This window comes from Bacillus sp. 005/A4HT-01/001, from assembly GCF_004634445.1.
Taxonomy (GTDB): domain Bacteria; phylum Bacillota; class Bacilli; order Bacillales; family Bacillaceae; genus Bacillus; species Bacillus altitudinis.
In genome coordinates this window covers 1-25,083 of the sequence record NZ_SEIZ01000010.1, presented here as the reverse complement: position 1 = coordinate 25,083, position 25,083 = coordinate 1, and the positions used below count along the sequence as shown (strand labels likewise).

Sequence of the window (25,083 nt, the reverse complement as noted above, 5' to 3'; positions counted from 1 at the left end):
AAAATGGCGATTAAAAAGTATAAACCAACCAGTAATGGTCGTCGTGGCATGACTACTTCAGATTTTGCTGAAATCACGACTGACAAACCAGAAAAATCGTTGCTTGCACCGCTTCACAGAAAAGGCGGACGTAACAACCAAGGTAGATTGACTGTTCGTCATCAAGGTGGCGGTCACAAACGCCAATACCGTATCATCGACTTTAAGCGTGATAAAGACGGTATACCTGGACGCGTTGCTACAATCGAGTATGATCCAAACCGTTCAGCGAACATCGCTCTTGTAAACTATGCAGATGGTGAGAAACGTTACATTCTTGCTCCGAAAGGAATCCAAGTTGGTACTGAAGTTACTTCTGGACCAGAAGCTGACATCAAACCAGGTAATGCTCTTCCACTTATCAACATCCCAGTTGGTACAGTTGTGCATAACATTGAATTAAAACCAGGTAAAGGTGGACAATTAGTTCGTTCTGCTGGTACTTCTGCTCAAGTTCTAGGTAAAGAAGGTAAATACGTTCTTGTACGTTTGAACTCTGGTGAAGTACGCATGATCCTTTCTGCTTGCCGTGCGACTATCGGTCAAGTTGGAAACGAACAACACGAACTAATCAACATCGGTAAAGCTGGACGTTCTCGCTGGAAAGGCGTACGCCCAACAGTTCGTGGTTCTGTAATGAACCCTAACGATCACCCACACGGCGGTGGTGAAGGACGCGCTCCAATCGGACGTAAATCACCAATGTCTCCATGGGGTAAACCGACTCTTGGATTCAAGACTCGTAAGAAAACCAACAAGTCTGATAAATTCATTGTACGTCGTCGTAAAAACAAGTAACGGGGTTGTCTACGGTTCATTTAGGACCGTAGTTCAATCACGAAGGGAGGTTCCACAATGGCTCGCAGCTTAAAAAAAGGACCATTTGTTGATGATCATTTGATGGCTAAAGTCGAGAAATTGAATGAAACTGACAAAAAGCAAGTCGTAAAAACTTGGTCTCGTCGTTCTACAATTTTCCCACAATTCATCGGTCACACAATCGCTGTCTATGACGGACGCAAACATGTACCTGTTTTCATTTCTGAAGATATGGTAGGTCACAAATTGGGCGAATTCGCACCAAGCCGTACTTACAAAGGTCATGCTAGTGACGATAAAAAAACAAGACGCTAATGAGAGGAGGCTTTTAAATGCAAGCTAAAGCTGTCGCAAGAACAGTCCGTATTGCTCCTCGTAAAGCACGTCTAGTAATGGACCTGATCCGAGGTAAGCAAGTAGGAGAAGCAGTTTCTATCTTAAACCTTACACCTAAGGCTGCTTCACCAATTATTGAAAAAGTATTAAAATCTGCTATCGCAAATGCTGAGCACAACTACGAGTTGGATGCTAACAGCCTAGTGATTACTCAAGCATTCGTTGACGAAGGTCCAACACTTAAGAGATTCCGTCCACGTGCTATGGGTCGTGCGAGCGCAATTAACAAACGTACTAGCCACATTACAATCGTTGTATCAGAAAAGAAGGAGGGATAATCCGTGGGTCAAAAGGTAAATCCAGTAGGTCTTCGTATTGGCGTCATTCGTGATTGGGAATCTAAATGGTTCGCAGGAAAAGATTACGCTGACTTCTTACATGAAGACTTGAAAATCCGTGAATTCATCAGCAAGCGTTTGTCTGACGCGTCTGTTTCTAAAGTAGAAATCGAACGTGCTGCAAACCGCGTAAATATCACAATCCACACGGCTAAACCAGGTATGGTAATTGGTAAAGGCGGATCTGAAGTTGAAGCACTTCGTAAAGCTCTTAACAGCCTAACTGGCAAACGTGTACACATCAACATTCTTGAAATCAAGAGAGCAGATCTTGATGCTCAGCTAGTTGCTGAAAACATCGCTCGTCAACTTGAAAATCGTATTTCATTCCGTCGTGCACAAAAACAAACAATCCAACGCACAATGCGTGCTGGAGCACAAGGAATCAAAACAATGGTTTCTGGTCGTCTTGGCGGTGCAGATATTGCTCGTTCTGAATATTACAGTGAAGGTACTGTTCCATTGCACACACTTCGTGCTGACATCGACTATGCTACTGCTGAAGCTGATACTACTTATGGTAAGCTTGGCGTAAAAGTATGGATCTATCGTGGAGAAGTCCTTCCAACTAAGAAGAATACTGCGGAAGGAGGAAAATAATATGTTATTGCCAAAACGCGTGAAGTATCGCAGAGAACATCGTGGAAAAATGCGTGGTCGTGCAAAAGGCGGCACGGAAGTACATTTCGGTGAGTTCGGTATCCAAGCTCTTGAAGCTTCTTGGATCACTAACCGTCAAATCGAAGCTGCTCGTATTGCTATGACTCGTTACATGAAACGTGGCGGTAAAGTTTGGATCAAAATTTTCCCTTCTAAGCCATACACAGCTAAACCTCTAGAGGTCCGCATGGGTTCCGGTAAAGGTGCTCCAGAAGGCTGGGTAGCTGTAGTAAAACCGGGCAAAGTTTTATTTGAAATTTCTGGTGTGTCTGAAGAAGTTGCTCGTGAAGCTCTTCGTCTTGCATCTCACAAATTGCCAATTAAAACGAAGTTCGTAAAACGTGAAGAAATTGGTGGTGAATCAAATGAAAGCTAATGAAATTCGTGACCTTACCACTGCTGAAATTGAACAAAAAGTAAAGTCTCTTAAAGAAGAACTTTTCAATCTTCGTTTCCAATTAGCGACTGGGCAGCTTGAAAACACTGCTCGCATTCGTGAAGTGCGTAAATCAATCGCACGCATGAAAACTGTGATTCGTCAAAGAGAAATCGCTGCTAATAAATAATAATTAGAGGGGAGGCCCCGCAAACATGAGCGAACGTAACCAACGTAAAGTGTATCAAGGTCGTGTTGTTTCTGACAAAATGGATAAAACCATCACTGTTGTAGTTGAAACATACAAAAAGCATTCACTTTATGGCAAACGTGTAAGATACTCTAAAAAGTTCAAAGCACATGATGAAAACAACCAAGCAAAAATCGGAGACATCGTAAAGGTCATGGAAACTCGTCCATTATCTGCGACTAAACGCTTTCGTCTAGTTGAAGTTGTCGAAGAAGCTGTTATTATCTAATAAAGTTCGGATTTCTTTTTCCGAAGGGAGGTAACATTAATGATTCAACAGGAGACTCGTTTAAAAGTAGCTGACAACTCTGGCGCACGCGAAGTACTAACGATTAAAGTTCTTGGTGGCTCTGGACGTAAAACGGCTAACATCGGTGATGTCATTGTTTGTACGGTTAAACAAGCAACACCAGGAGGCGTTGTCAAAAAAGGTGAAGTTGTGAAAGCAGTTATCGTTCGTACTAAGAGCGGAGCTCGCAGAAACGATGGATCTTACATCAGTTTTGATGAAAATGCATGTGTCATCATTCGTGACGACAAGAGCCCACGTGGAACTCGTATCTTCGGACCAGTAGCACGTGAACTTCGTGAAAACAACTATATGAAAATTGTTTCTTTAGCACCAGAAGTACTTTAATGAATACAATCCGCGACTCAAGGAGGTGCGATTAAATGCATGTTAAAAAGGGCGATAAAGTAGTGGTTATCTCTGGTAAAGATAAAGGTAAACAAGGTGTCATCCTTGCTGCTTTCCCTAAAAAGGACCGTGTTTTAGTAGAAGGTATTAACCTTGTGAAAAAACACTCTAAACCAACCCAAGCTAACCCTCAAGGCGGAATTTCTGAACAAGAAGCGCCGATCCACGTATCAAACGTAATGCCGCTTGATCCTAAAACGGGTGAAGTGACACGTATTGGATATAAAGTTGAGGACGGAAAGAAAGTCCGTGTAGCGAAAAAATCTGGGCAAGTTCTAGATAAATAGTAAATAAGGAAGGGAGGTCTTTCTCATGAACCGCCTTAAAGAAAAGTATGTAAAAGAAATTACACCTGCATTAGTTTCTAAGTTTGAATACAAATCAGTAATGCAAGTGCCAAAAATCGAAAAAATCGTGATCAACATGGGTGTTGGTGACGCCGTTCAAAACGCTAAAGCAATCGATACTGCTGTTGAAGAATTAACGTTTATCGCTGGTCAAAAACCTGTCGTTACTCGTGCGAAGAAGTCTATTGCTGGATTCCGTCTACGTGAAGGAATGCCAATCGGTGCGAAAGTAACACTTCGCGGAGAGCGCATGTACGATTTCCTTGATAAACTTATTTCTGTATCTTTACCACGTGTACGTGACTTCCGCGGGATTTCTAAGAAATCTTTCGACGGTCGTGGAAACTACACGCTTGGTATTAAAGAACAGTTAATCTTCCCAGAAATTGATTACGATAAAGTAACAAAAGTCCGCGGTATGGATATCGTTATCGTTACGACTGCCAACACGGACGAAGAAGCACGTGAGTTATTAACTCAAGTAGGTATGCCGTTCCAGAAATAATCAATGAAAGGGAGGCGAAATCGTGGCTAAAAAGTCTATGATTGCGAAACAACAACGCAAACAAAAGTTTAAAGTTCAAGAGTATACGCGCTGCGAACGTTGTGGACGTCCACATTCAGTAATTCGCAAGTTTAAACTTTGCCGTATTTGTTTCCGCGAACTTGCATATAAAGGACAAATTCCTGGCGTTAAAAAAGCCAGCTGGTAATCCCCATAAATGGGAAGGAGGTTATTAAATAATGGTTATGACAGATCCGATTGCAGATTTGCTGACTCGTATTCGCAATGCGAACATGGTACGTCATGAGAAGCTAGAAGTACCGGCTTCAAAAATCAAAAGAGAAATTGCTGAAATCTTAAAGCGTGAAGGTTTTATCCGTGACGTTGAGTACGTCGAAGACAGCAAACAAGGAATTATCCGTTTGTTCCTTAAATACGGCCAAAACAACGAACGTGTTATCACTGGTCTTAAAAGAATCAGTAAACCTGGTTTACGCGTATATGCGAAATCAAATGAAGTACCACGTGTACTTAACGGACTTGGAATCGCAATTATTTCTACATCACAAGGTGTTTTATCGGACAAAGAAGCCCGTGCTAAACAAGCTGGTGGAGAAGTACTTGCTTACGTATGGTAAAAAAAGTTTAAGATGAATGGAGGTGCTTGGTATGTCTCGTATAGGTAAAAAGCTAATCGAGATCCCTTCAGGAGTAACTGTGACAAACAACGATAACACAGTGACAGTAAAGGGACCAAAAGGTGAACTAACTCGTGCATTTCACCCTGATATGGAAATTAAAATTGAGGACAACGTCTTAACTGTAAGCCGTCCGTCTGAAAATAAAGAACACCGTGCATTACATGGTACAACACGTAGCTTAATTGCAAACATGGTTGAAGGTGTATCTAAAGGTTTCGAAAGAGGTTTAGAACTAATCGGTGTCGGTTACCGTGCAGCTAAATCTGGAAACAAACTTGTTCTTAACGTTGGATACTCTCACCCAGTTGAAATCGTTCCTGAGGCTGGAGTTGAAGTAGAAGTTCCATCTCAAACGAAAGTAATCGTTAAAGGTATCGATAAAGAGCGTGTAGGAGCTCTAGCTTCTAACATCCGCGCTGTCCGTGCTCCAGAGCCTTACAAAGGTAAAGGAATTCGTTACGAAGGTGAATTCGTTCGCCGTAAAGAAGGAAAAACTGGTAAGTAAGATCGCTTAATGTGAAGAAAGGAGTGACTCGGATGATTACGAAAACTAGCAAAAACGCTACTCGTCTTAAAAGACACGCTCGTGTTCGTGCGAAACTTTCAGGTACTGCTGAAAGACCTCGCCTTAACGTTTTCCGTTCTAACAAGAACATCTACGCTCAAGTAATTGATGATGTTAACGGTGTAACACTTGTAAGTGCTTCTACTCTTGATAAAGAGTTAAAGATCGAGAATAGTTCTGACGCTGCAGCTGCTACTAAAGTTGGCGAACTTGTTGCAAAACGTGCTGTTGAAAAAGGCATCTCTAACGTGGTATTTGACCGCGGAGGATACTTATATCATGGACGTGTAAAAGCTCTAGCTGAAGCTGCTCGTGAGGCTGGACTTAAATTTTAATAAAAGAAGGAGGGACACATCCGAATGAGTCGTATTGACCCAAGCAAATTAGAGTTAGAAGAACGCTTAGTTACGGTTAACCGGGTAGCGAAAGTTGTTAAAGGTGGACGTCGTTTCCGTTTTGCAGCTTTAGTTGTTGTCGGTGACAAAAACGGTCATGTAGGATTCGGTACTGGTAAAGCACAAGAAGTACCAGAAGCGATCCGCAAAGCTGTTGAAGACGCGAAAAAGAATTTAATTGAAGTACCAATGGTTGGAACTACAATTCCACATGAAATCATCGGTCGATTCGGTGCAGGAAACGTTCTATTGAAGCCTGCTTCAGAAGGTACAGGAGTTATCGCTGGAGGCCCAGTGCGTGCGGTACTTGAGCTTGCTGGTCTAGCTGATATCCTTTCTAAATCTCTAGGTTCTAATACACCGATCAACATGATCCGCGCAACACTTCAAGGTTTAAGTGAACTTAAACGTGCTGAAGATGTAGCGAAGCTTCGTGGAAAATCTGTAGAAGACCTGTTAGGATAAGGAGGGAACAATAATGGCAAATAAATTAGAAATTACCCTCAAACGCAGTGTAATCGGTCGCCCGGAAGATCAGCGTGTCACTGTTCGTACTCTTGGTCTAAAGAAAACAAACCAAACAGTCGTACATGAAGACAATGCAGCGATCCGCGGCATGATTAACAAGGTGTCTCATTTAGTTTCTGTTAAAGAACAATAAAACATTTTTAATCGATAAGGAGGTGCCCAAATGAAACTTCATGAATTGAAGCCTTCAGAAGGTTCACGTAAAGTACGCAACCGTGTTGGTCGTGGTATTGGATCAGGTAACGGTAAAACTTCTGGTAAAGGTCATAAAGGTCAAAACGCTCGTTCTGGCGGCGGTGTACGCCCTGGATTCGAAGGTGGTCAAATGCCTTTATTCCAACGCCTTCCAAAACGTGGTTTTACAAACATCAACCGTAAAGATTACGCGGTAATCAACTTAGACAGATTAAACAGTTTTGACGAAGGAACGGAAGTCACTCCTGAACTTCTTCTAGAGACTGGTGCAATAAGCAAGTTAAAAGCAGGAGTAAAAATTCTTGGCAACGGTAAATTAGAAAAAAAATTAACTGTAAAAGCCAATAAATTCTCTGCTTCTGCTAAAGAAGCGATTGAAGCTGCTGGCGGTACAGCCGAGGTGATCTAACTTGTTTAAGACAATCTCCAATTTTATGCGCGTGAAAGATATACGGAATAAGATTATATTTACACTTTTAATGTTAGTCGTCTTTCGTATAGGTGCTTTCATCCCTGTGCCTAATGTGAACGCCGAAGTTCTCCAGGCACAGGATCAAATGAGTGTTTTCGGAATCCTCAACACGTTTGGGGGCGGGGCACTTTTCCAATTCTCCATTCTTGCAATGGGGATTATGCCGTATATCACTGCTTCGATCATCATCCAGCTCTTGCAGATGGATGTTGTACCGAAGTTTACTGAGTGGTCAAAGCAAGGAGAGGTTGGCCGCCGAAAATTAGCACAATTCACAAGGTATTTTACAATTGTTCTAGGATTTATCCAGGCGTTAGGAATGTCATATGGATTTAACAATATGGCAGGAGGCATGCTGATTGAAAACCCAGGTGTTTCAACGTATCTCTTAATTGCGGTCGTACTCACTGCGGGAACAGCATTTTTAATGTGGCTGGGAGAGCAGATTACTGCTCACGGTGTTGGTAACGGTATTTCGATTATTATCTTTGCCGGTATCATCGCAGGTATCCCTCAAACATTAAAGCAAGTGTACGCTCAGCAATTTGTAGGTGGAGATGGACAGCTGTTCATGCAAATCCTGAAAATTGCCCTTATTGTGATTGCTATTCTTGTCATTGTTATCGGTGTTATTTACATTCAAATGGCAGTGAGAAAGATTGCGATTCAATATTCAAAAGGAACTGGCCGTGCACAAATGTCTGCTAGTCAAGCAACGCACCTTCCATTGAAAGTGAATCCAGCAGGGGTGATTCCAGTCATCTTTGCCGTTTCGTTCATTATTACTCCGCAGACGATCGCATCGTTCTTCGGAACAAATAATGTGACAACCTGGATAACTAACAACTTTGACTATACTAAGCCAATCGGTATGACGATTTATGTAGCACTGATTGTTGCTTTCACATATTTTTATGCCTTTGTCCAAGTAAACCCTGAACAAATGGCTGAAAATCTGCAAAAGCAGGGTGGCTATATCCCGGGAGTTCGTCCAGGGAAAATGACTCAAGATAGAATTACGAGCATTTTGTACCGACTCACGTTTGTGGGCGCCATTTTCTTAGCCGTGATTTCAATACTTCCTATCTTTTTCATTCAATTCGCTGGATTACCTTCCGCTGCACAAATTGGCGGCACAAGTCTTCTCATTGTTGTAGGTGTTGCACTTGAAACAATGAAACAGCTTGAAAGCCAATTAGTGAAACGAAACTACCGTGGATTTATGAAATAAAACAGAGGGCTGGGCTCCTGCCCAACCTCTCTAAGTAAGGAAGGGGAAATCCGAAATGAACTTAGTCTTAATGGGGCTTCCGGGTGCTGGTAAAGGCACTCAGGCAGAACGAATTGTTGATGATTATGGGATCCCTCATATCTCAACAGGAGATATGTTCCGTGCTGCTATGAAAGAGGAGACACAACTTGGACTCGAAGCAAAATCCTTTATCGATAAAGGAGAGCTTGTTCCTGATGAGGTCACAATCGGTATTGTTAGAGAAAGACTTGGCAAGAATGATTGTGAACAAGGTTTTCTTCTGGACGGATTTCCGCGAACTGTCGCTCAGGCTGAAGCTTTAGAAGACATTCTAAAGGACCTTGGCAGAACGATTGATTATGTCATTAATATTAAAGTCGATAAAGATGCTTTGATGGAGCGTCTGACTGGCCGAAGAATTTGCAAAGATTGCGGAGCAACATATCATTTAGTATTTAATCCACCTGCGAAAGAAAATGTTTGTGACAAGTGTGGAGGCGAGCTTTATCAACGTGCAGATGATAATGCAGAAACCGTTTCGACAAGACTTGAAGTGAACTTAAAGCAGACTGAACCTTTACTGAATTTCTATTCAGAAAAAGGATATCTTGCAAACATTGATGGTGCGAAGCACATTAACGATGTTTACGCTGATATCAAGGACCTGCTTGGGGGATTAAATAAATGATTATCTGTAAAACTCCTCGCGAGCTTGAGATTATGAGAGAAGCTGGACGCATTGTCGCACTGACTCATGAAGAGCTGAAGAAACACATAAAACCAGGTATTTCGACAAAAGAATTGGATCAAATTGCCGAACGTTTTATTACAAAGCAGGGTGCAATCCCATCTTTTAAAGGGTATAATGGTTTTCGCGGGAGCATTTGCGTTTCGGTGAATGAAGAACTCGTTCACGGTATTCCTGGTAAACGGGTTTTACGTGATGGAGACATCATTAGTATCGATATCGGCGCAAAGTTAAATGGCTATCATGGTGACTCTGCTTGGACTTATCCAGTTGGGGTAATCAGTGATGAGGACCGCAAACTACTGGAAGTCACAGAGGAATCTCTATATAAGGGCTTACAGGAAGCAAAGCCAGGTGAACGTCTGTCAAACATTTCCCATGCCATACAAACGTATGTTGAAGGTGAGAATTTCTCAGTTGTTAGAGAATATGTTGGACATGGGGTCGGACAGGATCTTCATGAGGACCCTCAAATTCCTCATTATGGTCCGCCGAACAAAGGCCCACGGCTCAAACCTGGAATGGTGTTGGCCATCGAACCGATGGTGAACGCAGGCAGCCGATATGTGAAAACACTGGCTGATAACTGGACGGTTGTAACGGTTGATGGGAAAAAGTGTGCTCACTTTGAGCATACGATTGCGATTACAGATACAGGTTTTGATATACTGACTAAGATTTAGGTCTTCACTGAAGCCTTTCAGGCCCAAATCGGGCAGGTTGTCTGTATAGTCCAAGGAAAGAACAAGATCAGTATACAGTTGTCATCGGCGTGTTCGATGGCTGCCATGTACTAATCGCAGACGGAGAAAAGCGTAAATTCATTCTCCTAAGAAAAAATATCAATCATTTAACCTTTTATGATTGCGTATCTCCGGAAGTTCAGAACAGTATATTCAAAACAGGTCGGGTGATAGATGGACAATTGAGAACATCTCATTTGGACATTTATCAGAGAGCAAGTTACTGATTTGAAGAAGGGAGAACACTTGAATGGCGAAAGACGATGTAATTGAAGTGGAAGGTACTGTAGCAGAAACTTTGCCAAATGCAATGTTCAAAGTTGAACTAGAGAATGGTCATACAGTTTTGGCTCATGTATCAGGAAAAATCCGTATGCACTTCATTCGCATTTTACCTGGAGACAAAGTTACGGTAGAATTATCTCCATATGACTTAACTCGTGGTAGAATTACGTACCGTTACAAATAAAGCAACTCCGGAAGAAGGAGGTTGGAAACACATGAAAGTGAGACCATCTGTTAAACCTATCTGTGAAAAATGTAAAGTGATTCGCAGAAAAGGAAAAGTAATGGTGATCTGTGAAAACCCAAAACATAAACAAAAACAAGGCTAATAACAAGGAGGTGCCCAAATCATGGCTCGTATTGCTGGTGTAGATATTCCACGTGATAAGCGTGTTGTCATTTCTTTAACATATGTTTTTGGAATTGGTCGTACGACGGCTCAACAAGTCCTTAAAGAAGCAGGTGTTTCTGAAGACACTCGCGTTCGCGATCTAACTGAAGACGAACTAGGTAAAATCCGTGATATCATTGACAAACTTAAAGTAGAAGGTGACCTTCGTCGTGAAGTTTCACTTAACATTAAGCGTCTAATTGAAATCGGAAGCTACCGCGGAATCCGTCATCGTAGAGGACTTCCTGTTCGTGGACAAAACACAAAAAACAACGCGCGCACTCGTAAAGGTCCGCGTCGTACTGTAGCTAACAAGAAAAAATAAGTAAAGGAGGTAGTTAAAGAATGGCTGCTGCTCGTAAACAAAATACGCGTAAACGTCGCGTGAAAAAGAATATTGAAGCTGGAATCGCTCATATCCGTTCCACTTTCAACAACACGATTGTAACGATTACTGATGTTCATGGAAACGCAATTTCTTGGTCAAGTGCTGGTGCATTAGGATTCAGAGGTTCTCGTAAATCTACTCCTTTCGCTGCACAAATGGCTGCTGAAACTGCTGCTAAAGGTTCTATCGAACATGGTCTTAAAACACTTGAAGTAACTGTTAAAGGTCCTGGTTCTGGTCGTGAAGCTGCAATTCGTGCGCTTCAAGCTGCAGGTCTTGAAGTTACTGCAATCAGAGACGTAACTCCAGTTCCTCATAACGGATGCCGTCCACCAAAACGTCGCCGCGTGTAATTTGTTTGTATAGATTTTGTGTCCCTGTCAATAATGGGTTATGATACAGTTATTTATGAGACGAATACACGACTCGTTGCCTGAGCACATACGGGACTAAACAATGAGGAATTTCGGATGGAATCTCATATGATTCTATTCGAGGTTTCGACGTTTTGAAGGAGGGTTTTATTAGATGATCGAAATTGAAAAACCAAAAATCGAAACGGTTGAAATCAGCGACGATGCCAAGTATGGCAAGTTTGTCGTAGAGCCACTTGAGCGTGGATATGGTACCACTTTAGGGAACTCCCTTCGTCGTATCCTTTTATCCTCACTTCCTGGTGCAGCTGTAACATCGATCCAGATAGATGGTGTCTTACACGAATTCTCAACGATCGAAGGCGTGGTTGAAGATGTTACAACGATTATCTTAAACATTAAAAAGCTTGCACTCAAAATCTACTCTGAAGAAGAGAAGACGCTTGAAATTGATGTACAAGATGAAGGAACTGTAACAGCTGCTGATATTACACACGACAGCGATATTGAAATCTTAAATCCAGATCTTCACATCGCAACTCTTGGCAAAAATGCGAGCTTCCGTGTTCGTTTGACTGCACAAAGAGGTCGCGGGTATAATCCTGCTGATGCAAACAAAAGAGACGATCAGCCTATCGGCGTGATTCCGATCGACTCAATCTATACACCTGTATCTCGTGTAACTTATCAAGTGGAGAACACCCGTGTTGGGCAAATCACAAACTATGATAAATTAACACTAGATGTATGGACTGATGGAAGCACAGGACCGAAAGAAGCGATCGCTCTAGGTTCTAAGATTTTAACTGAACACCTAAATATTTTCGTTGGGTTAACTGACGAAGCTCAGCATGCAGAAATCATGGTTGAAAAAGAAGAAGACCAAAAAGAAAAAGTGCTTGAAATGACAATTGAAGAGCTTGATCTTTCTGTTCGTTCTTACAACTGTTTGAAGCGTGCGGGTATTAACACTGTTCAAGAGCTTGCTAACAAGACAGAAGAGGATATGATGAAAGTTCGTAACCTTGGACGTAAATCTCTTGAAGAAGTGAAAGCGAAACTAGAAGAACTTGGACTGGGTCTTCGTAAAGACGATTGACTAGTTTCATTGTGAACTAGGATTTTCGTGTGTTTTTTATTCATACAGCATCTCTAATTAAGGAGGGGACATCACATGGCATACAGAAAGCTAGGACGCACTAGTGCACAACGTAAAGCAATGCTTCGTGACCTAACGACTGATTTGATCATCAACGAACGCATCGAAACAACTGAAACACGTGCGAAAGAACTTCGCTCTGTAGTTGAAAAAATGATCACTCTTGGCAAACGCGGAGATCTTCATGCTCGCCGTCAAGCTGCAGCTTACATTCGTAACGAAGTAGCTAACGCTGAAACAAACCAAGATGCACTTCAAAAATTATTCGCTGACGTTGCAACTCGCTACGAAGATCGCCAAGGTGGATACACTCGTATCATGAAGCTTGGACCTCGTCGCGGCGATGGCGCACCAATGGCTGTCATTGAATTAGTTTAATCACATATCGTGTATCTAAGAAAGGGCGGGACAGTTCATAACTGGATCTATGCCCTTTTTTAGATACTACGGCTTTTTAGCAATAGGCAAAGTAGAGGTTGAGCTGAGAGGAGGTCCGGTAAAGATGGAGAAGACATTAATTGACGTAAAAGACATTGTATTTCGTTATCACAAAGATGCGGACAAGCCCGCTTTAGACCAAGTGTCATTGCATGTGAATCAAAATGAATGGCTTGCCATTGTTGGCCACAACGGTTCAGGTAAATCCACACTTGCCCGTGTACTGAATGGGCTCATTTTACCGGATGCAGGAACGGTCAAGGTTGGTGAGATTGAGCTGAAAGAAGAAAGTGTTTGGGATATTCGCAAAAAGGTCGGCATGGTCTTTCAAAACCCAGACAACCAATTCGTTGGCTCAACGGTTCGTGATGATGTGGCTTTTGGTTTAGAAAATAACGGGGTTGAGCGGGAATTGATGATAGAGCGTGTAGATTTGGCTGTCAAACAGGTCAATATGCAGGAGTTTCTTGATCAAGAGCCGCACCATCTATCAGGCGGGCAAAAGCAGAGAGTAGCAATCGCAGGTGTACTTGCCGCAAGCCCTGACATCATGATCTTGGATGAAGCAACATCAATGCTTGATCCGATTGGCCGTGAAGAAGTGTTAGAAACCGTCAGACTGCTGAAGGAACAAGGAACGGTCACGGTCATTTCCATCACACATGATTTAGACGAGGCTGCGAAGGCAGACCGCGTTATTGTGATGAATGGTGGGAAGAAATTTGCCGAGGGAACACCAGAGGAAGTATTTGAGCTAGATGAACAGCTGGTTCAGATTGGACTTGATCTGCCATTTTCCTACCGTTTGAGTAAGCAATTGAAGCAGCAAGGTGTGCCGCTTGCAAATGCCCATTTGACACAAGAAGGATTGGTGAAAGAGCTATGGACATTACGATCAAAGAATTAGAGCATCGTTATCAAATGAAAACGCCGTTTGAGCGTCTCGCTTTGTATGATGTCAATGCTTCCATCAAAGAAGGCAGCTATGTGGCTGTCATCGGTCATACGGGTTCTGGCAAGTCGACATTGCTGCAACATTTAAATGGACTGCTCAAACCAACAAAGGGGAGCATTGCGCTTGGAGATACGGTCTTACAAGCCAATAAAAAGCAGAAGGATATGAAACCCCTTCGAAAAAAGGTCGGCATCGTGTTTCAGTTTCCTGAACATCAGCTCTTTGAGGAGACGATTCTAAAGGATATCTGCTTTGGTCCGATGAATTTCGGTGTTCCAAAAGAAAAGGCAGAAGCCAAGGCTAAAGAAATGCTGAAGCTTGTAGGCCTTCCTGAATCCTTGTTATCTCGATCACCCTTTGAATTAAGCGGTGGTCAAATGAGACGTGTGGCGATTGCAGGTGTTCTAGCGATGGAGCCAGAAGTGCTTGTGCTTGATGAGCCGACTGCGGGATTAGATCCACGCGGACGTAAAGAAATCATGGACATGTTCTATGAGCTTCATCAAAAAGCCAACCTGACGACGATCCTTGTGACACACAGTATGGAAGATGCCGCTCATTATGCGGATCAAATGATTGTGATGCACAAAGGAACAGTAAAGGCGACAGGTACGCCGAGGGAGCTATTTGCCAATCGTACCGACATGTCTTCTTTCGGACTGGACCTCCCGGAAACGATCAAATTCCAGCAGGCTGTCGAAGAAAAGCTTGGGATGACGTTTCCAAGACCGCTTCTGACCATGGATGAAATGGCAGAAGCCTTAACAGCTTTATATCAGGAGGACACGACATCATGATGGATAGTATGATTATCGGCAAATATGTGCCAGGTACATCCTTTGTCCATCGTCTTGATCCAAGGACAAAGCTGTTATCAATTTTCTTTTTTGTCTTTATTGTCTTTTTTGCGAATAACTACATCACTTACGGGCTTTTAGGGGTCTTTACGATCCTTGTGGTGATGGTGTCTCAGGTGCCGCTGTACTTTATTCTCAAAGGAATGAAACCCATCCTTTGGATTGTTCTGTTTACCTTTATTCTGCATATCTTCATGACAAAGGATGGCGCTTTGCTCTTTCACTTTGGTTTTCTGAATATTTATGAAGAAGGTCTAAAACAGGGGATTTTCATTTCACTCCGTTTTGTCTATCTCATCATGATGACAACACTTCTGACGTTGACCACAACACCTATTGAAGTGACAGACGGGATGGAGAAGCTGTTGCATCCTTTCCGTAAAATCAAGCTACCTGTTCATGAGCTTGCTCTTATGATGTCTATCTCTCTTCGATTTATTCCGACTTTACTCGAAGAAACAGACAAAATCATGAAAGCCCAAATGGCAAGAGGTGTTGATTTTACAAGCGGACCCGTGAAAGATCGTTTAAAAGCGATTGTCCCATTGCTTGTCCCACTTTTCGTCAGTGCGTTTAAGCGTGCGGAGGAATTGGCGACCGCTATGGAAGCGAGAGGCTACCGCGGGGGAGAAGGGCGTACGAAATACCGTCAGCTTGTCTGGGGCATGAAAGACACGTTCACGCTGCTTCTATTCATCCTGTTAACAGCACTCCTTGTGCTGCTTAGAAATTAGGTGATGTCTAGATGAAAGTAAAATGTACCGTATCATACGATGGGACACATTTTAAAGGGTATCAAGTGCAACCAGGACAGCGTACTGTACAAACGGAGATTGAATCTGCTCTTGCTAGAATGCATAAACAAGATGAACTGATTCCGATTGTGGCTTCCGGCCGGACGGACAGTGGTGTTCATGCAAAGGGGCAGGTCTTCCATTTCGACACTCCGCTTGCCATCCCGATGGAAAGATGGCCTTTTGCCCTCAATAGTCTCCTGCCTGATGACATCAGGGTTCTAAAGGCTGAGGAAGTGGATGAATCGTTTCATGCACGTTTTAGTGTCGTTTCGAAGGAATACCGTTATAAGGTCTCAACGGAAACGCACCAAAATGTGTTCACGAGACAGTATGCCTGCCACTTTCCTTACCGGCTGGATGCAGACAAAATGAGAGAAGCTGCTGGGCACCTCATTGGCATACACGATTTCACAAGCTTTTGTGCGGCCAATACAGAGGTTCAGGACAAGGTGAGGGAGATTTATGCCCTTGAGTGGAAAAACGTCTCAGACGGGCTTGAAATGCGTGTGAGAGGGAATGGCTTTTTATACAACATGGTGCGAATTATCGCTGGAACGTTACTTGAAATTGGTTCTGGTAAATTTCACCCTGAGGAGATAAAAGCCATGCTTGCCGCCCGAAATCGCGAAGCGGCAGGCAAGACTGCGCCCAGTCACGGACTGTATTTATGGGAAGTTTTCTATGACAACTAAACCAGGTGTAACATGTTCTTGACACAGGAAGCAGAAAGTTATAAGATATCATATGGTATGTATTTCAACCCCACAAATAAGCCCCGGAAGACTTATCTGTGTTTTGAAATAGAACGTAGCATTTGATTCAGGAAAATTCATTGATTTATTTAGGAGGGAAACTCATGCGTACAACACCAATGGCGAACGCAAGCACAATTGAGCGCAAATGGCTAGTGGTTGATGCGGCAGGTAAGACTCTAGGTCGTCTTTCTACTGAAGTAGCATCACTTTTGCGCGGTAAGCACAAACCAACTTATACACCACACGTTGATACAGGTGATCACGTGATCATCATCAATGCTGAGAAAATTGAATTAACTGGTAAGAAATTGACGGACAAAATTTACTACCGTCATACGATGCACCCAGGTGGTTTGAAACAAAGAACTGCTCTTGAGATGCGTACAAACTACCCTGAAAAAATGTTGGAGCTTGCTATCAAAGGTATGCTTCCAAAGGGTCCACTAGGTCGTCAAATGTTCAAAAAATTAAATGTGTACCGTGGTTCTGAGCATCCACATCAAGCACAACAACCTGAAGTTTACGAACTTCGCGGTTAATTATAAGGGAGGTTAACAATTTGGCACAGGTTCAATATTACGGTACAGGTCGTCGTAAAAGTTCTGTAGCGCGCGTTCGCTTAGTTCCAGGTGAAGGCCGTATCGTCGTTAATAATCGTGAAATTACTGAATACATTCCATTCGCTGCTTTAATCGAAGACGTGAAACAGCCTTTGAACATCACAGAAACAGCTAACAGCTACGATGTTCTTGTAAATGTTCACGGTGGTGGATTCTCTGGTCAAGCTGGAGCAATTCGTCACGGTATCTCTCGTGCTCTTCTAGAAGTAGATCCTGAGTACCGTACACCACTTAAACGTGCTGGACTTCTTACTCGTGACTCTCGTATGAAAGAGCGTAAGAAATACGGTCTTAAAGGCGCACGTCGCGCACCTCAGTTCTCAAAACGTTAATCAATTTTATATTGTATGGACGTTTTACAAAGATTTGTACAGACAAACCATATATGAAAAGCATCAGCATCTTGCTGGTGCTTTTTTTATTTGTGTTTTTTTCTGTTTGGAAACATATAAAATAGGATCATAGTCAGGTTTTTGTTTAAAAAATGATGTTAAAGGGGGATGGCATTTATGATTCTAACGACAGAAAGATGTCTCATTCGACCATTTACTGAGGATGATTGGCAGGATGTCTATGCATATACATCTGATCTAGCGGTGATGAAGTATATGCCAGAAGGTGTTTTTTCTAAAGAAGAGGCGCAGGAATTTGTCAAAAATAATCGTCTTAAGACGGGCAAGAATTTTGCTGTTCTATTAAAAGAAGATCATACATGCATCGGGCATATCGTGTTTCATCCTTACTTTGGTGAGCACACATATGAAATTGGCTGGGTCTTCAATTCTGCATATCAAAACAAAGGCTATGCATCAGAAGCTGCTTTTGCTGTCCTACATCATGGTTTTCACACAATGAATTTACATCGAATCATTGCCACTTGTCAGCCTGAAAATGTGCCGTCTTGGAGAGTGATGGAGAAAATGGGGATGAGGAGAGAGGGATATTTTAAACAGTGTATCCCACAAGAAAATGAGTGGTGGGATGAGTTTTACTATGCCATCTTACAAGAGGAATGGTTTGTAAAGAAGGATTAATAAGTTTTTATAATATGAAGTGATTCATCATCACGAATATTCTCTGGCTTTTTTAATTGATATAATCAGGTCAAATAAGCAGAAGAGGGGCGTGGGCATGAGGATCTTTGATGCACATTTTCATATCATTGATTTTGATTTTCCTATTCAAGAAAACCAAGGATATACACCGCCGAGTTATGTAGTGAATGATTATAGGAGAGAGACGGCTGATCTGGGGGTTATTGGTGGAGCGATAGTATCAGGGTCATTTCAGGGCTTTGATCAAGGCTATTTGTTGAAAGCACTAGATGAAATGGGACCGGCTTTTTGCGGTGTGACACAATTACCTTTTACAGCAACTGACGATGAGATTGTTCATTTGGATCAACATGGGGTCAAGGCTTTACGTTTTAATGTGAAGCGGGGCGGTTCGGAGGATATTTCAAAGCTCGACTATTTTGCGAGAAGGGTGTATGAGCTGGTGGGCTGGCATAGTGAGCTCTACATAGACGCCAAGCATCTCCCTGACATCTCCTCTACGCTTGAACAGCTGCCGGCTGTTTCGATTGATCATCTAGGCTTATCGGAAGAAGGCTTGCCGCATTTGCTCAAGCTGGTTGAAAAAGGGGTTCGTGTGAAAGCAACGGGCTTTGGGCGTGTTGATTTAAAGGTCGAACAGGCATTGACGTCTATTTATCAAACGAATCCTGATGCACTGATGTTTGGTACAGATCTTCCCTCTACAAGGGCGAAACGGCCATTTGAATACGGTGATATTGAATTGATTCAACAGATGTTTGATGAGGAAGCAGCGGATAAAATTTTATATAAGAACGCTATCAATTGGTATTTTGGCAAATGAATAAAGGCTTCCATTCCGTGATAGGAGGTGTGTTCATTGAATCTGAATCAATTGACATTTAGAGAAGCCGTCCAAGGAGACCTCGACAACATCGTTTTGATGCTTTCAGATGACAAATTAGGCCAAAAGAGAGAACGCTACTCTCGTCCATTATTAGAAAGCTACCTCAATGCCTTTCATTCGATCGAAGCGGATCCCAATATTGATTTAATCGTCGCTTGTGATCGGGAAGAGGTAGTCGGTGTTCTCCAATTAACAATGACTCCATTTCTAACGTATCAAGGAGGATGGAGAGCTTCAATAGAAGGAGTTCGCACAGCCTCGACTCATAGAGGAAGAGGAATTGGCACATTGTTGATAAAATGGGCTATTCAACGCGCAAATGACCGTGGGTGTCATATGATTCAGTTGACAACTGACAAACAGAGGCCAGAAGCACGCTGTTTTTATGAAAAATTAGGGTTTGAAGCCACGCATGATGGGATGAAGCTGCAGCTTGATTTCAAATAAAAAGCAGAAGGTGGCATCCCTCTGCTTTTTATGATTGTTTCACCGGAAACGCTTTGTATACATCTTGACGTTTCTCTTTTGACTTCACAACTCCATCAACCAGTTCCTTTTGCCAAAGCGCTGTATCGTCTTTGTACACTTTAAAAGAGTGAGGCAGCTTTTTTTGTAGCTGTTTTCTTTTAAACGTGACGGATGGCTCGTCTTTAGCGTTCATCTTGAGTGTCACTTGCTCCACGTTATCGATAAGAATAAAAAGTGCCAATGCATTATATAAGTAGTTTTTTTCAATGGTATCCTTCTTATCAAACCAAAATGAATCAAACTGTTCTTCTGTATCATTGGTATTTTCTTTCACGCCGTATGTCACTTTTAGCGCTTTTTTATCTACAATTTCATACTCGCGAATCACGTTACCTGGAAGATCTGATAAAATAGCGCCGACTGCTCCATTGTCTCCAATATAAGAATTTTTGTGTTTGGAAAGCTGTTTTAATGATATGTCTTCTATTTCTTTTATGTCGCTCTTTTGCTCGGTTGCTTGACTGTTGCAACCAGACAAGACGACTGTTAGTAGCAATAGGATATACATCCATTTCTTCATGAATTTTGCCCCTTTTCTATTCTTTCTATATATATGTTCATTTTATCACAATTTCCAATCCGTTAGCTCATTGATTTCCATTTACTGAACTGCATGTTTTGTTCAAACCAACGAACAATACAAAGAAAAAAAGGAGTTCAGTCCATGGCAGAAGTTCTTTCATTTTATCAATTGAAAACAAAACGAGATGTCACGCTTGAAAAGAAGTTGTTGCGTACATTGTCTCTTCAACAGGTGACGGTCGCTTCCGAGAAATTCACGAAGAAGCTGTTCCCATTTGCAGATGATCCAGCTGGGATTATGAGTGATGGCTGTATTGATTTCGCCATTGAGGCTTTTTTAGCAGGTGGGAGATACGGTGAGTCGAGTAAGTATGGTGAATCATTCGATGATATAAAGAAGCGGTCAGTTCATGAAGAAGATGAGCTGGTTGAGGAGCTAGCAGGGTGTTTGCAATCGTGGGGGAATATGTTCCGAATGGAGCGTAAGATGTCGTGTCTGTATCCATTTGCGAAGGAATTTTTAAGTAAATGGTGGCAGGAAGGCTTTCGGGAATCAGAAAAAAGGCATAAGCTTCGACTGCACTAAGCATATTTCCAGCCCTTGTCCCATATCTATAAAATAATGGTGTATGGGAGGGACAGGGATGAAAAGAAAGCTGAAATGGACAGGGTTTTTAATCGGGTTTATTGTCCTCTTATTCTTATTCAGATTTCAGTTTCTAAATGATGATTCGTGGAAATCGTGGAACTTGCCTTTGAGCGGAAAGATCATCTATTTAGATCCGGGTCACGGCGGTCCAGATGGCGGTGCTGTTGGCGGCGAGTTGCTCGAAAAAGAGATTGCACTGGATGTGTCCATGAAGATAAGAGACTATTTGCAGGAGCAGGGAGCGCTTGTTCTCATGACCCGGGAAGATGATTCTGATTTATCATCAAAGAATACAAAGGGATATGCCCGGAAGAAAGCGGAGGATTTAAGAAACCGTGTGAAAGTCATCAATGAGTCTGAAGCGGATCTCTATTTAAGTATTCATTTAAATGCGATCCCATCGAACAAATGGAGCGGGGCACAGACGTTCTTTTACGGAAAGTATGAAGAGAATGAAAAAGCAGCGAAGTTCATTCAAGATGAATTGCGCAACAACCTTGAAAACACAGATCGCAAGGCGAAGCGAATCAATGGGATTTATTTAATGCAAAATGTCACGAAGCCAGGAGCGCTTGTCGAAATCGGATTTTTATCGAATCCAAAAGAGGCTGGTCAGCTGGCGACTCCTAAATATCAGGATCAAATTGCTGCTTCGATTTATAAAGGCATTTTAAGATATTTAACAGAGCAAAAAGAGCCGCCTGAATAAGGGGCTTTTTCCTGTTTATCGCAGGCAAAGAGGACAGACATTGTAAGGATATGTATGATATACTTGGATTGTAAACGAATTCAATAAAGGGTGAGGTTCTGCTATGATCGGACAAGATGATGTGAGAAAACTAGTTGGGAAGATGGACGAACCTTTCCTTCATATACCGCTTGGTGAGCTGGATGCCATCAAGGAAATCAGCCTAAAGCCTGAAAAAGAACATGTGAGCTTAAAAGTGGCGATTGCAAAGACAGGCACTGCTGAGCAGATGAAGCTGCAGCAAGACATCGTACAAGCTTTAAAAGCAGCGGGCGCGAACACTGTAGGACTTCGTTTTGAAGAACTGCCTCAAGAAACGCTTGAAAAGTTTATGCCGTCCCAGGAGGATGAGGAAGAAAATTTGCTCAACTCTAAAAATCCGCCTGTGTTCTTAGCGATTGCGAGTGGAAAAGGCGGAGTTGGGAAATCAACTGTTTCTGTTAACCTGGCTGTGGCACTGGCTCGTCTAGGGAAAAAAGTGGGACTGATCGATGCTGATATTTACGGCTTTAGTGTACCGGATATGATGGGAATCACCGTCAGACCGACAGTTAAAGGGGAAAAAATTATTCCTGTGGAACGCTTTGGCGTCAAAGTGATTTCAATGGGCTTTTTTGTTGAAGAAAACGCACCGGTCATTTGGAGAGGACCGATGCTTGGTAAAATGCTAAATAACTTCTTCCACGAAGTAGAGTGGGGAGAATTAGATTACTTACTATTAGACCTTCCGCCTGGAACAGGTGATGTGGCACTTGATATTCATACGATGCTTCCGAGCTGTAAAGAAATCATTGTGACGACACCGCATCCAACAGCGGCTTTCGTTGCTGCTAGAGCAGGCGCAATGGCACTGCAAACAGATCACGAGGTGCTAGGGGTCGTTGAGAATATGAGTTACTATGAAAGCAAAAAAACAGGTGAGAAGGAATATGTCTTTGGTAAAGGTGGCGGGGACAAGCTGGCGGAGGAGCTGCGCGTATCAGTTCTTGGTCAAATCCCTTTAAGACAGCCTGATTGGAATGAGGACGATTTTGCACCTTCTGTCTATGATGCGAGTCATCCGACAGGGGAAGTGTATCAACACATTGCCAATAAAGTCATTGAACAATTAGCAGTAAAAGCATAATGAAATCCCGAGTGGACCTTGTGCCACTCGGGTGATGTTTAACTGCCATTTCCTTGTGAACCGGAATCATTGCTGCTTTCAGAGACTGCTTTTTTTAGCTCATCTTCGAATTTCTTCTTATAGAGAGGGCTGCTTAATGTTTCTGTAATAACTTTCTCTAAGTGCTTTCGGAACTCTTTGCTTTTGACCAGTTCACCGTATTTCTTTTCCATTTCAGGATCCTTGAGAATATCCATCATCATCTGTTGATAGTCAGGGTCCTTCATCAATTGTTTTAACATCTTTTCATGCTGTTGCTGCATGGATTTTGCGAAAGTCTCGGCAAATTTAGAATCCTCAAAGACCTTCTTCCAGAACTCTTTGCCTTTATCAGAAGTCAGTGTTTTCTCTATTGTTTTTTTCACAGTTTGTTCATCCATTACCAAAGCTTCATTCATTGCCTCGTCATTTAATAACTGTTGAATGGCCTTTTTACCGTCATCTGTTTTCAAAATATCGACGACCATTTTTTTCGTTTCGTCATAGTCCATATTAGATGAGGATTGGGTTTTGGGAGCACAAGCTGTTAGAGATAAAAGAAGAAAACAGCTCATTATACGCAAGATGCCTTTTGACATACTGTGGCTCCTTTCGTTACATGTCTTACTTTTAATATGAATGTTTCACGTGAATTTATACATAACAAAAATAGGGGTTGGGTCAATTCAATGAAAAGTCGGGATTTAGTTCGTTTTTTCTTCTCTGTGCTGGCTGTTGGAGCGGTCATTACAAGCGTGGTAGGTTTTGCGCTGGAGTGGGGGAAATATCAGAAGCTGTTTGTATCGTTTGAGATTTTAGAGATTGCGTCTGTGTTATTTTGGTTTATTGGTGTGGGGATGATCTTTAGTGTAATCAGTCAGATGGGGTTTGTTGTCTTTTTGACAGTGCACCGGTTTGCGCTGGAGATTTTTAGGTCGCATTCTTTATGGAATACCATTCAGTTATTCCTTGTGATTTTCGTGCTGTTTGATTTAGCTTATTTGCGGTTTTTGTTTTTCGGGGAGAATGAATCATTTCTTCCATACTTGTGGCTGCCTGTTTTTATCGGTGTGTTTGCATTGATCGTGTCTTATTTTAAACAGCAGCAGTCCTCTAAGAAAACATTTATTTCTGCAATGTTTCTCATGGTCGTCATCACGTCGTTAGAATGGTTTCCGGCGCTTAGAGTCAATGAAGAGGACTGGCTGTATTTAATGCTATTCCCGCTATTAGGTTGTAATGCGTTTCAGTTATTAGCTATGCCGCGGTTTTCAAAAGCAAAAGCTACTTAACCTCAGTTGACTTTGTTTTTGTATTAGAGATAAGCTCGCCAACCGTGACGTTTCTTAAATTTTTGTCTTTTAAGTGTTTTAAAATGGCTGGTAAGGCTTGAGCGGTTTGGGTGGCTGAATCTGAGGCGTGAAGGAGAATAATGTCTCCGCTTTTCATTCGATCATTTACATTATGAACAATCTGGTCGACGCCCGGGTTCAGCCAATCTTGAGAATTGATGCTGTAATGGACAACGGTATAGCCATACTGTGTTGCAATTTTCAATACCGTTTCATTAAATTGCCCAGTTGGCGGTCTTAATAATTGAATGTCTTCCAGTCCAAGCTTTTGGAATGTATTTTGTGCACGGACAAGATCTCGCTTAATTTCGTTTTCTTCCAGCTGGCTATAATTTTTATATGCATAGCCAAGGCTGCCAATTTGATGGCCATCCTCTTTAATCCTTTTCACGATATCTGGGTGACGCTCAGCCCAAGAAGCAGACAGAAAGAAAGTGGCGTTCTTTATATCGTACTCTCGGAGGACATTTAAAATAGGAACAGCCTTCTCGTCTCCCCAGCCAATATTAAATGTAAGGGATGCGTGTTTTGATGAGGTCTCTCCTTTATAAATTGCTCGGGGCCCTTGTTCTGTTTTAAATACCGACAGCGGCGGTGCCTTTTGTACATAAAAAAAGGTTGCAGCTGCAAGGGCTGCTACAAGAATAATGACTACTTGCTTCAGCCGTTTAATAGGCAACACATATAATCGACTCAATTCAAACACTCCTGCCTTGTCCAAGATTGTTACTTGATTGTATGCAGGACAAGGGTTTAACATGCACGATAAAACTATTTTAAAAAAAGTTCTGAAAAGGCGTTGACTAACAGAATGTTTTCGTGATATATTATTAATCGTCGCTGACACACAGTGACAAACACAAACGCTTCGGGAAATAAACTTGAAAAAAGTTGTTGACATAAGATGAAGCGAAATGTTATATTATTAAAGTCGCTAAGAACGGCGAAGATGATCTTTGAAAACTAAACAAGACAAAACGTACCTGTTAATTCGAGTTTTTATAAAAAAATCCTATGATACATCATAGGTAGTCAGTCAAACGCTGACGAAAAACAAAACTTCGGTTTTGTACTTTTTCGGAGAGTTTGATCCTGGCTCAGGACGAACGCTGGCGGCGTGCCTAATACATGCAAGTCGAGCGGACAGAAGGGAG

The 25,083-nt window shown here is 42.2% G+C and carries 42 protein-coding genes and 1 rRNA gene; 40 read left to right on the top strand and 3 right to left on the bottom strand.

Annotation, left to right across the window (positions count from 1 at the left end; genetic code table 11):
- Nucleotides 1-3 precede the first annotated feature (3 nt).
- The 35 genes from rplB (at nt 4) to ES896_RS18880 (ending at nt 19,433) form a co-directional block, all read left to right on the top strand.
- Complete coding sequence (gene rplB / locus ES896_RS19055) at nt 4-837, top strand: 50S ribosomal protein L2 (RefSeq protein ID WP_007496314.1); 834 nt, start codon at nt 4-6, stop codon at nt 835-837.
- Nucleotides 838-894: 57 nt separating this feature from the next.
- Nucleotides 895-1,173, top strand: a complete 279-nt coding sequence (gene rpsS, locus ES896_RS19050; RefSeq protein ID WP_003216920.1) for a 30S ribosomal protein S19 — start codon at nt 895-897, stop codon at nt 1,171-1,173.
- Between the two features lie 17 nt (nt 1,174-1,190).
- On the top strand, nt 1,191-1,532 hold the full coding sequence (gene rplV, locus ES896_RS19045) for a 50S ribosomal protein L22 (RefSeq protein WP_007496316.1): 342 nt from the start codon (nt 1,191-1,193) through the stop codon (nt 1,530-1,532).
- A gap of 3 nt (nt 1,533-1,535) precedes the next feature.
- The gene (gene rpsC / locus ES896_RS19040; protein ID WP_003217241.1) at nt 1,536-2,192 is read left to right on the top strand and encodes a 30S ribosomal protein S3; all 657 of its coding nucleotides are present in this window, start codon (nt 1,536-1,538) and stop codon (nt 2,190-2,192) included.
- A 1-nt stretch (nt 2,193) separates the two neighbouring features.
- A complete protein-coding gene (gene rplP, locus ES896_RS19035) occupies nt 2,194-2,628 on the top strand; it encodes a 50S ribosomal protein L16 (RefSeq protein ID WP_003225801.1) in 435 nt (144 codons plus the stop codon).
- Nucleotides 2,618-2,818, top strand: coding sequence for a 50S ribosomal protein L29 (gene rpmC / locus ES896_RS19030; protein ID WP_003217155.1), 201 nt, complete (start codon nt 2,618-2,620; stop codon nt 2,816-2,818). The genes rplP and rpmC overlap by 11 nt, the downstream gene beginning before the upstream one ends.
- Nucleotides 2,819-2,843: 25 nt before the next feature.
- Entirely contained in the window at nt 2,844-3,107 is a 264-nt protein-coding gene (gene rpsQ, locus ES896_RS19025) for a 30S ribosomal protein S17 (protein WP_003216906.1), read from the top strand.
- Nucleotides 3,108-3,146: 39 nt separating this feature from the next.
- Nucleotides 3,147-3,515: a 50S ribosomal protein L14 gene (rplN, locus tag ES896_RS19020; RefSeq protein ID WP_003216882.1), complete on the top strand. Its 369-nt coding sequence runs from the start codon at nt 3,147-3,149 to the stop codon at nt 3,513-3,515.
- Nucleotides 3,516-3,550: 35 nt separating this feature from the next.
- The gene (gene rplX, locus ES896_RS19015; RefSeq protein WP_007496325.1) at nt 3,551-3,862 is read left to right on the top strand and encodes a 50S ribosomal protein L24; all 312 of its coding nucleotides are present in this window, start codon (nt 3,551-3,553) and stop codon (nt 3,860-3,862) included.
- Nucleotides 3,863-3,887: 25 nt separating this feature from the next.
- Nucleotides 3,888-4,427 (top strand): 50S ribosomal protein L5, encoded by a 540-nt coding sequence (gene rplE / locus ES896_RS19010; protein ID WP_003217159.1) that lies wholly within the window; start codon nt 3,888-3,890, stop codon nt 4,425-4,427.
- Between the two features lie 22 nt (nt 4,428-4,449).
- Nucleotides 4,450-4,635, top strand: a complete 186-nt coding sequence (gene rpsN / locus ES896_RS19005) for a 30S ribosomal protein S14 (RefSeq protein ID WP_008356542.1) — start codon at nt 4,450-4,452, stop codon at nt 4,633-4,635.
- 31 nt (nt 4,636-4,666) lie between these two features.
- A complete protein-coding gene (rpsH, locus tag ES896_RS19000) occupies nt 4,667-5,065 on the top strand; it encodes a 30S ribosomal protein S8 (protein ID WP_007496327.1) in 399 nt (132 codons plus the stop codon).
- A 31-nt stretch (nt 5,066-5,096) separates the two neighbouring features.
- Nucleotides 5,097-5,633: a 50S ribosomal protein L6 gene (rplF, locus tag ES896_RS18995; protein ID WP_008345395.1), complete on the top strand. Its 537-nt coding sequence runs from the start codon at nt 5,097-5,099 to the stop codon at nt 5,631-5,633.
- A 32-nt stretch (nt 5,634-5,665) separates the two neighbouring features.
- Nucleotides 5,666-6,028 (top strand): 50S ribosomal protein L18, encoded by a 363-nt coding sequence (gene rplR, locus ES896_RS18990; RefSeq protein ID WP_003216951.1) that lies wholly within the window; start codon nt 5,666-5,668, stop codon nt 6,026-6,028.
- Nucleotides 6,029-6,052: 24 nt separating this feature from the next.
- On the top strand, nt 6,053-6,553 hold the full coding sequence (rpsE, locus tag ES896_RS18985; RefSeq protein WP_007496332.1) for a 30S ribosomal protein S5: 501 nt from the start codon (nt 6,053-6,055) through the stop codon (nt 6,551-6,553).
- A 13-nt stretch (nt 6,554-6,566) separates the two neighbouring features.
- On the top strand, nt 6,567-6,749 hold the full coding sequence (rpmD, locus tag ES896_RS18980; RefSeq protein ID WP_003217067.1) for a 50S ribosomal protein L30: 183 nt from the start codon (nt 6,567-6,569) through the stop codon (nt 6,747-6,749).
- A gap of 30 nt (nt 6,750-6,779) precedes the next feature.
- Nucleotides 6,780-7,220: a 50S ribosomal protein L15 gene (gene rplO, locus ES896_RS18975; protein ID WP_003216888.1), complete on the top strand. Its 441-nt coding sequence runs from the start codon at nt 6,780-6,782 to the stop codon at nt 7,218-7,220.
- 1 nt (nt 7,221) lies between these two features.
- Nucleotides 7,222-8,514 carry a preprotein translocase subunit SecY gene (gene secY / locus ES896_RS18970; RefSeq protein WP_007496334.1) on the top strand — a complete coding sequence of 431 codons (1,293 nt, stop codon included), beginning with the start codon at nt 7,222-7,224 and terminating at the stop codon, nt 8,512-8,514.
- 55 nt (nt 8,515-8,569) lie between these two features.
- On the top strand, nt 8,570-9,223 hold the full coding sequence (locus ES896_RS18965; RefSeq protein WP_007496336.1) for an adenylate kinase: 654 nt from the start codon (nt 8,570-8,572) through the stop codon (nt 9,221-9,223).
- Complete coding sequence (gene map, locus ES896_RS18960; RefSeq protein ID WP_007496338.1) at nt 9,220-9,966, top strand: type I methionyl aminopeptidase; 747 nt, start codon at nt 9,220-9,222, stop codon at nt 9,964-9,966. Before ES896_RS18965 ends, map begins: the two co-directional genes overlap by 4 nt.
- Nucleotides 9,967-10,276: 310 nt before the next feature.
- Nucleotides 10,277-10,495, top strand: coding sequence for a translation initiation factor IF-1 (infA, locus tag ES896_RS18950; protein WP_003217190.1), 219 nt, complete (start codon nt 10,277-10,279; stop codon nt 10,493-10,495).
- A gap of 31 nt (nt 10,496-10,526) precedes the next feature.
- Complete coding sequence (rpmJ, locus tag ES896_RS18945; protein WP_003156543.1) at nt 10,527-10,640, top strand: 50S ribosomal protein L36; 114 nt, start codon at nt 10,527-10,529, stop codon at nt 10,638-10,640.
- A 21-nt stretch (nt 10,641-10,661) separates the two neighbouring features.
- Nucleotides 10,662-11,027: a 30S ribosomal protein S13 gene (gene rpsM, locus ES896_RS18940; protein WP_003217023.1), complete on the top strand. Its 366-nt coding sequence runs from the start codon at nt 10,662-10,664 to the stop codon at nt 11,025-11,027.
- A 20-nt stretch (nt 11,028-11,047) separates the two neighbouring features.
- A complete protein-coding gene (gene rpsK / locus ES896_RS18935; protein WP_003217231.1) occupies nt 11,048-11,443 on the top strand; it encodes a 30S ribosomal protein S11 in 396 nt (131 codons plus the stop codon).
- A gap of 175 nt (nt 11,444-11,618) precedes the next feature.
- Entirely contained in the window at nt 11,619-12,563 is a 945-nt protein-coding gene (locus ES896_RS18930) for a DNA-directed RNA polymerase subunit alpha (protein WP_003217009.1), read from the top strand.
- Nucleotides 12,564-12,638: 75 nt separating this feature from the next.
- Complete coding sequence (rplQ, locus tag ES896_RS18925; protein WP_003216944.1) at nt 12,639-13,001, top strand: 50S ribosomal protein L17; 363 nt, start codon at nt 12,639-12,641, stop codon at nt 12,999-13,001.
- Between the two features lie 124 nt (nt 13,002-13,125).
- A complete protein-coding gene (locus ES896_RS18920) occupies nt 13,126-13,968 on the top strand; it encodes an energy-coupling factor ABC transporter ATP-binding protein (RefSeq protein ID WP_135227182.1) in 843 nt (280 codons plus the stop codon).
- Nucleotides 13,944-14,813, top strand: coding sequence for an energy-coupling factor ABC transporter ATP-binding protein (locus ES896_RS18915; RefSeq protein ID WP_024718300.1), 870 nt, complete (start codon nt 13,944-13,946; stop codon nt 14,811-14,813). The genes ES896_RS18920 and ES896_RS18915 overlap by 25 nt, the downstream gene beginning before the upstream one ends.
- Nucleotides 14,810-15,607: an energy-coupling factor transporter transmembrane component T family protein gene (locus tag ES896_RS18910; protein ID WP_008345215.1), complete on the top strand. Its 798-nt coding sequence runs from the start codon at nt 14,810-14,812 to the stop codon at nt 15,605-15,607. Before ES896_RS18915 ends, ES896_RS18910 begins: the two co-directional genes overlap by 4 nt.
- 11 nt (nt 15,608-15,618) lie before the next feature.
- Nucleotides 15,619-16,362 carry a tRNA pseudouridine(38-40) synthase TruA gene (gene truA, locus ES896_RS18905; RefSeq protein WP_135227181.1) on the top strand — a complete coding sequence of 248 codons (744 nt, stop codon included), beginning with the start codon at nt 15,619-15,621 and terminating at the stop codon, nt 16,360-16,362.
- A 164-nt stretch (nt 16,363-16,526) separates the two neighbouring features.
- Nucleotides 16,527-16,964 carry a 50S ribosomal protein L13 gene (gene rplM, locus ES896_RS18900; RefSeq protein WP_003217042.1) on the top strand — a complete coding sequence of 146 codons (438 nt, stop codon included), beginning with the start codon at nt 16,527-16,529 and terminating at the stop codon, nt 16,962-16,964.
- A gap of 20 nt (nt 16,965-16,984) precedes the next feature.
- A complete protein-coding gene (gene rpsI, locus ES896_RS18895) occupies nt 16,985-17,377 on the top strand; it encodes a 30S ribosomal protein S9 (protein ID WP_007496354.1) in 393 nt (130 codons plus the stop codon).
- Between the two features lie 177 nt (nt 17,378-17,554).
- Nucleotides 17,555-18,079 (top strand): GNAT family N-acetyltransferase, encoded by a 525-nt coding sequence (locus tag ES896_RS18890; protein WP_017366459.1) that lies wholly within the window; start codon nt 17,555-17,557, stop codon nt 18,077-18,079.
- A 97-nt stretch (nt 18,080-18,176) separates the two neighbouring features.
- Entirely contained in the window at nt 18,177-18,923 is a 747-nt protein-coding gene (locus ES896_RS18885) for an amidohydrolase family protein (protein WP_135227180.1), read from the top strand.
- A 36-nt stretch (nt 18,924-18,959) separates the two neighbouring features.
- Nucleotides 18,960-19,433, top strand: a complete 474-nt coding sequence (locus ES896_RS18880; protein ID WP_135227179.1) for a GNAT family N-acetyltransferase — start codon at nt 18,960-18,962, stop codon at nt 19,431-19,433.
- A gap of 28 nt (nt 19,434-19,461) precedes the next feature.
- On the opposite strand, the gene ES896_RS18875 is transcribed toward ES896_RS18880, so the two are convergent.
- Nucleotides 19,462-20,034 carry a DUF4825 domain-containing protein gene (locus ES896_RS18875; protein ID WP_135227178.1) on the bottom strand — a complete coding sequence of 191 codons (573 nt, stop codon included), beginning with the start codon at nt 20,032-20,034 and terminating at the stop codon, nt 19,462-19,464.
- A gap of 144 nt (nt 20,035-20,178) precedes the next feature.
- Here ES896_RS18875 and ES896_RS18870 point away from each other — a divergent pair, with 144 nt between their 5' ends.
- From ES896_RS18870 to ES896_RS18860, 3 genes are all read left to right on the top strand, one after another.
- On the top strand, nt 20,179-20,622 hold the full coding sequence (locus tag ES896_RS18870; RefSeq protein WP_035703915.1) for a YbaK family protein: 444 nt from the start codon (nt 20,179-20,181) through the stop codon (nt 20,620-20,622).
- 58 nt (nt 20,623-20,680) lie between these two features.
- A complete protein-coding gene (gene cwlD / locus ES896_RS18865; protein WP_017359175.1) occupies nt 20,681-21,394 on the top strand; it encodes an N-acetylmuramoyl-L-alanine amidase CwlD in 714 nt (237 codons plus the stop codon).
- Nucleotides 21,395-21,497: 103 nt separating this feature from the next.
- The gene (locus ES896_RS18860) at nt 21,498-22,559 is read left to right on the top strand and encodes an Mrp/NBP35 family ATP-binding protein (RefSeq protein ID WP_135227177.1); all 1,062 of its coding nucleotides are present in this window, start codon (nt 21,498-21,500) and stop codon (nt 22,557-22,559) included.
- A 38-nt stretch (nt 22,560-22,597) separates the two neighbouring features.
- On the opposite strand, the gene gerD is transcribed toward ES896_RS18860, so the two are convergent.
- Complete coding sequence (gerD, locus tag ES896_RS18855; protein WP_017359176.1) at nt 22,598-23,176, bottom strand: spore germination lipoprotein GerD; 579 nt, start codon at nt 23,174-23,176, stop codon at nt 22,598-22,600.
- 90 nt (nt 23,177-23,266) lie between these two features.
- Here gerD and ES896_RS18850 point away from each other — a divergent pair, with 90 nt between their 5' ends.
- Complete coding sequence (locus ES896_RS18850) at nt 23,267-23,869, top strand: KinB-signaling pathway activation protein (RefSeq protein ID WP_008345196.1); 603 nt, start codon at nt 23,267-23,269, stop codon at nt 23,867-23,869.
- On the opposite strand, the gene pdaB is transcribed toward ES896_RS18850, so the two are convergent.
- A complete protein-coding gene (gene pdaB, locus ES896_RS18845) occupies nt 23,862-24,626 on the bottom strand; it encodes a polysaccharide deacetylase family sporulation protein PdaB (RefSeq protein ID WP_017366469.1) in 765 nt (254 codons plus the stop codon). The genes ES896_RS18850 and pdaB overlap by 8 nt on opposite strands.
- 377 nt (nt 24,627-25,003) lie before the next feature.
- On the opposite strand from pdaB, the gene ES896_RS18840 reads away from it, so the two are divergent.
- Nucleotides 25,004-25,083: ribosomal RNA gene (locus ES896_RS18840) — 16S ribosomal RNA — on the top strand; the annotation flags it as partial.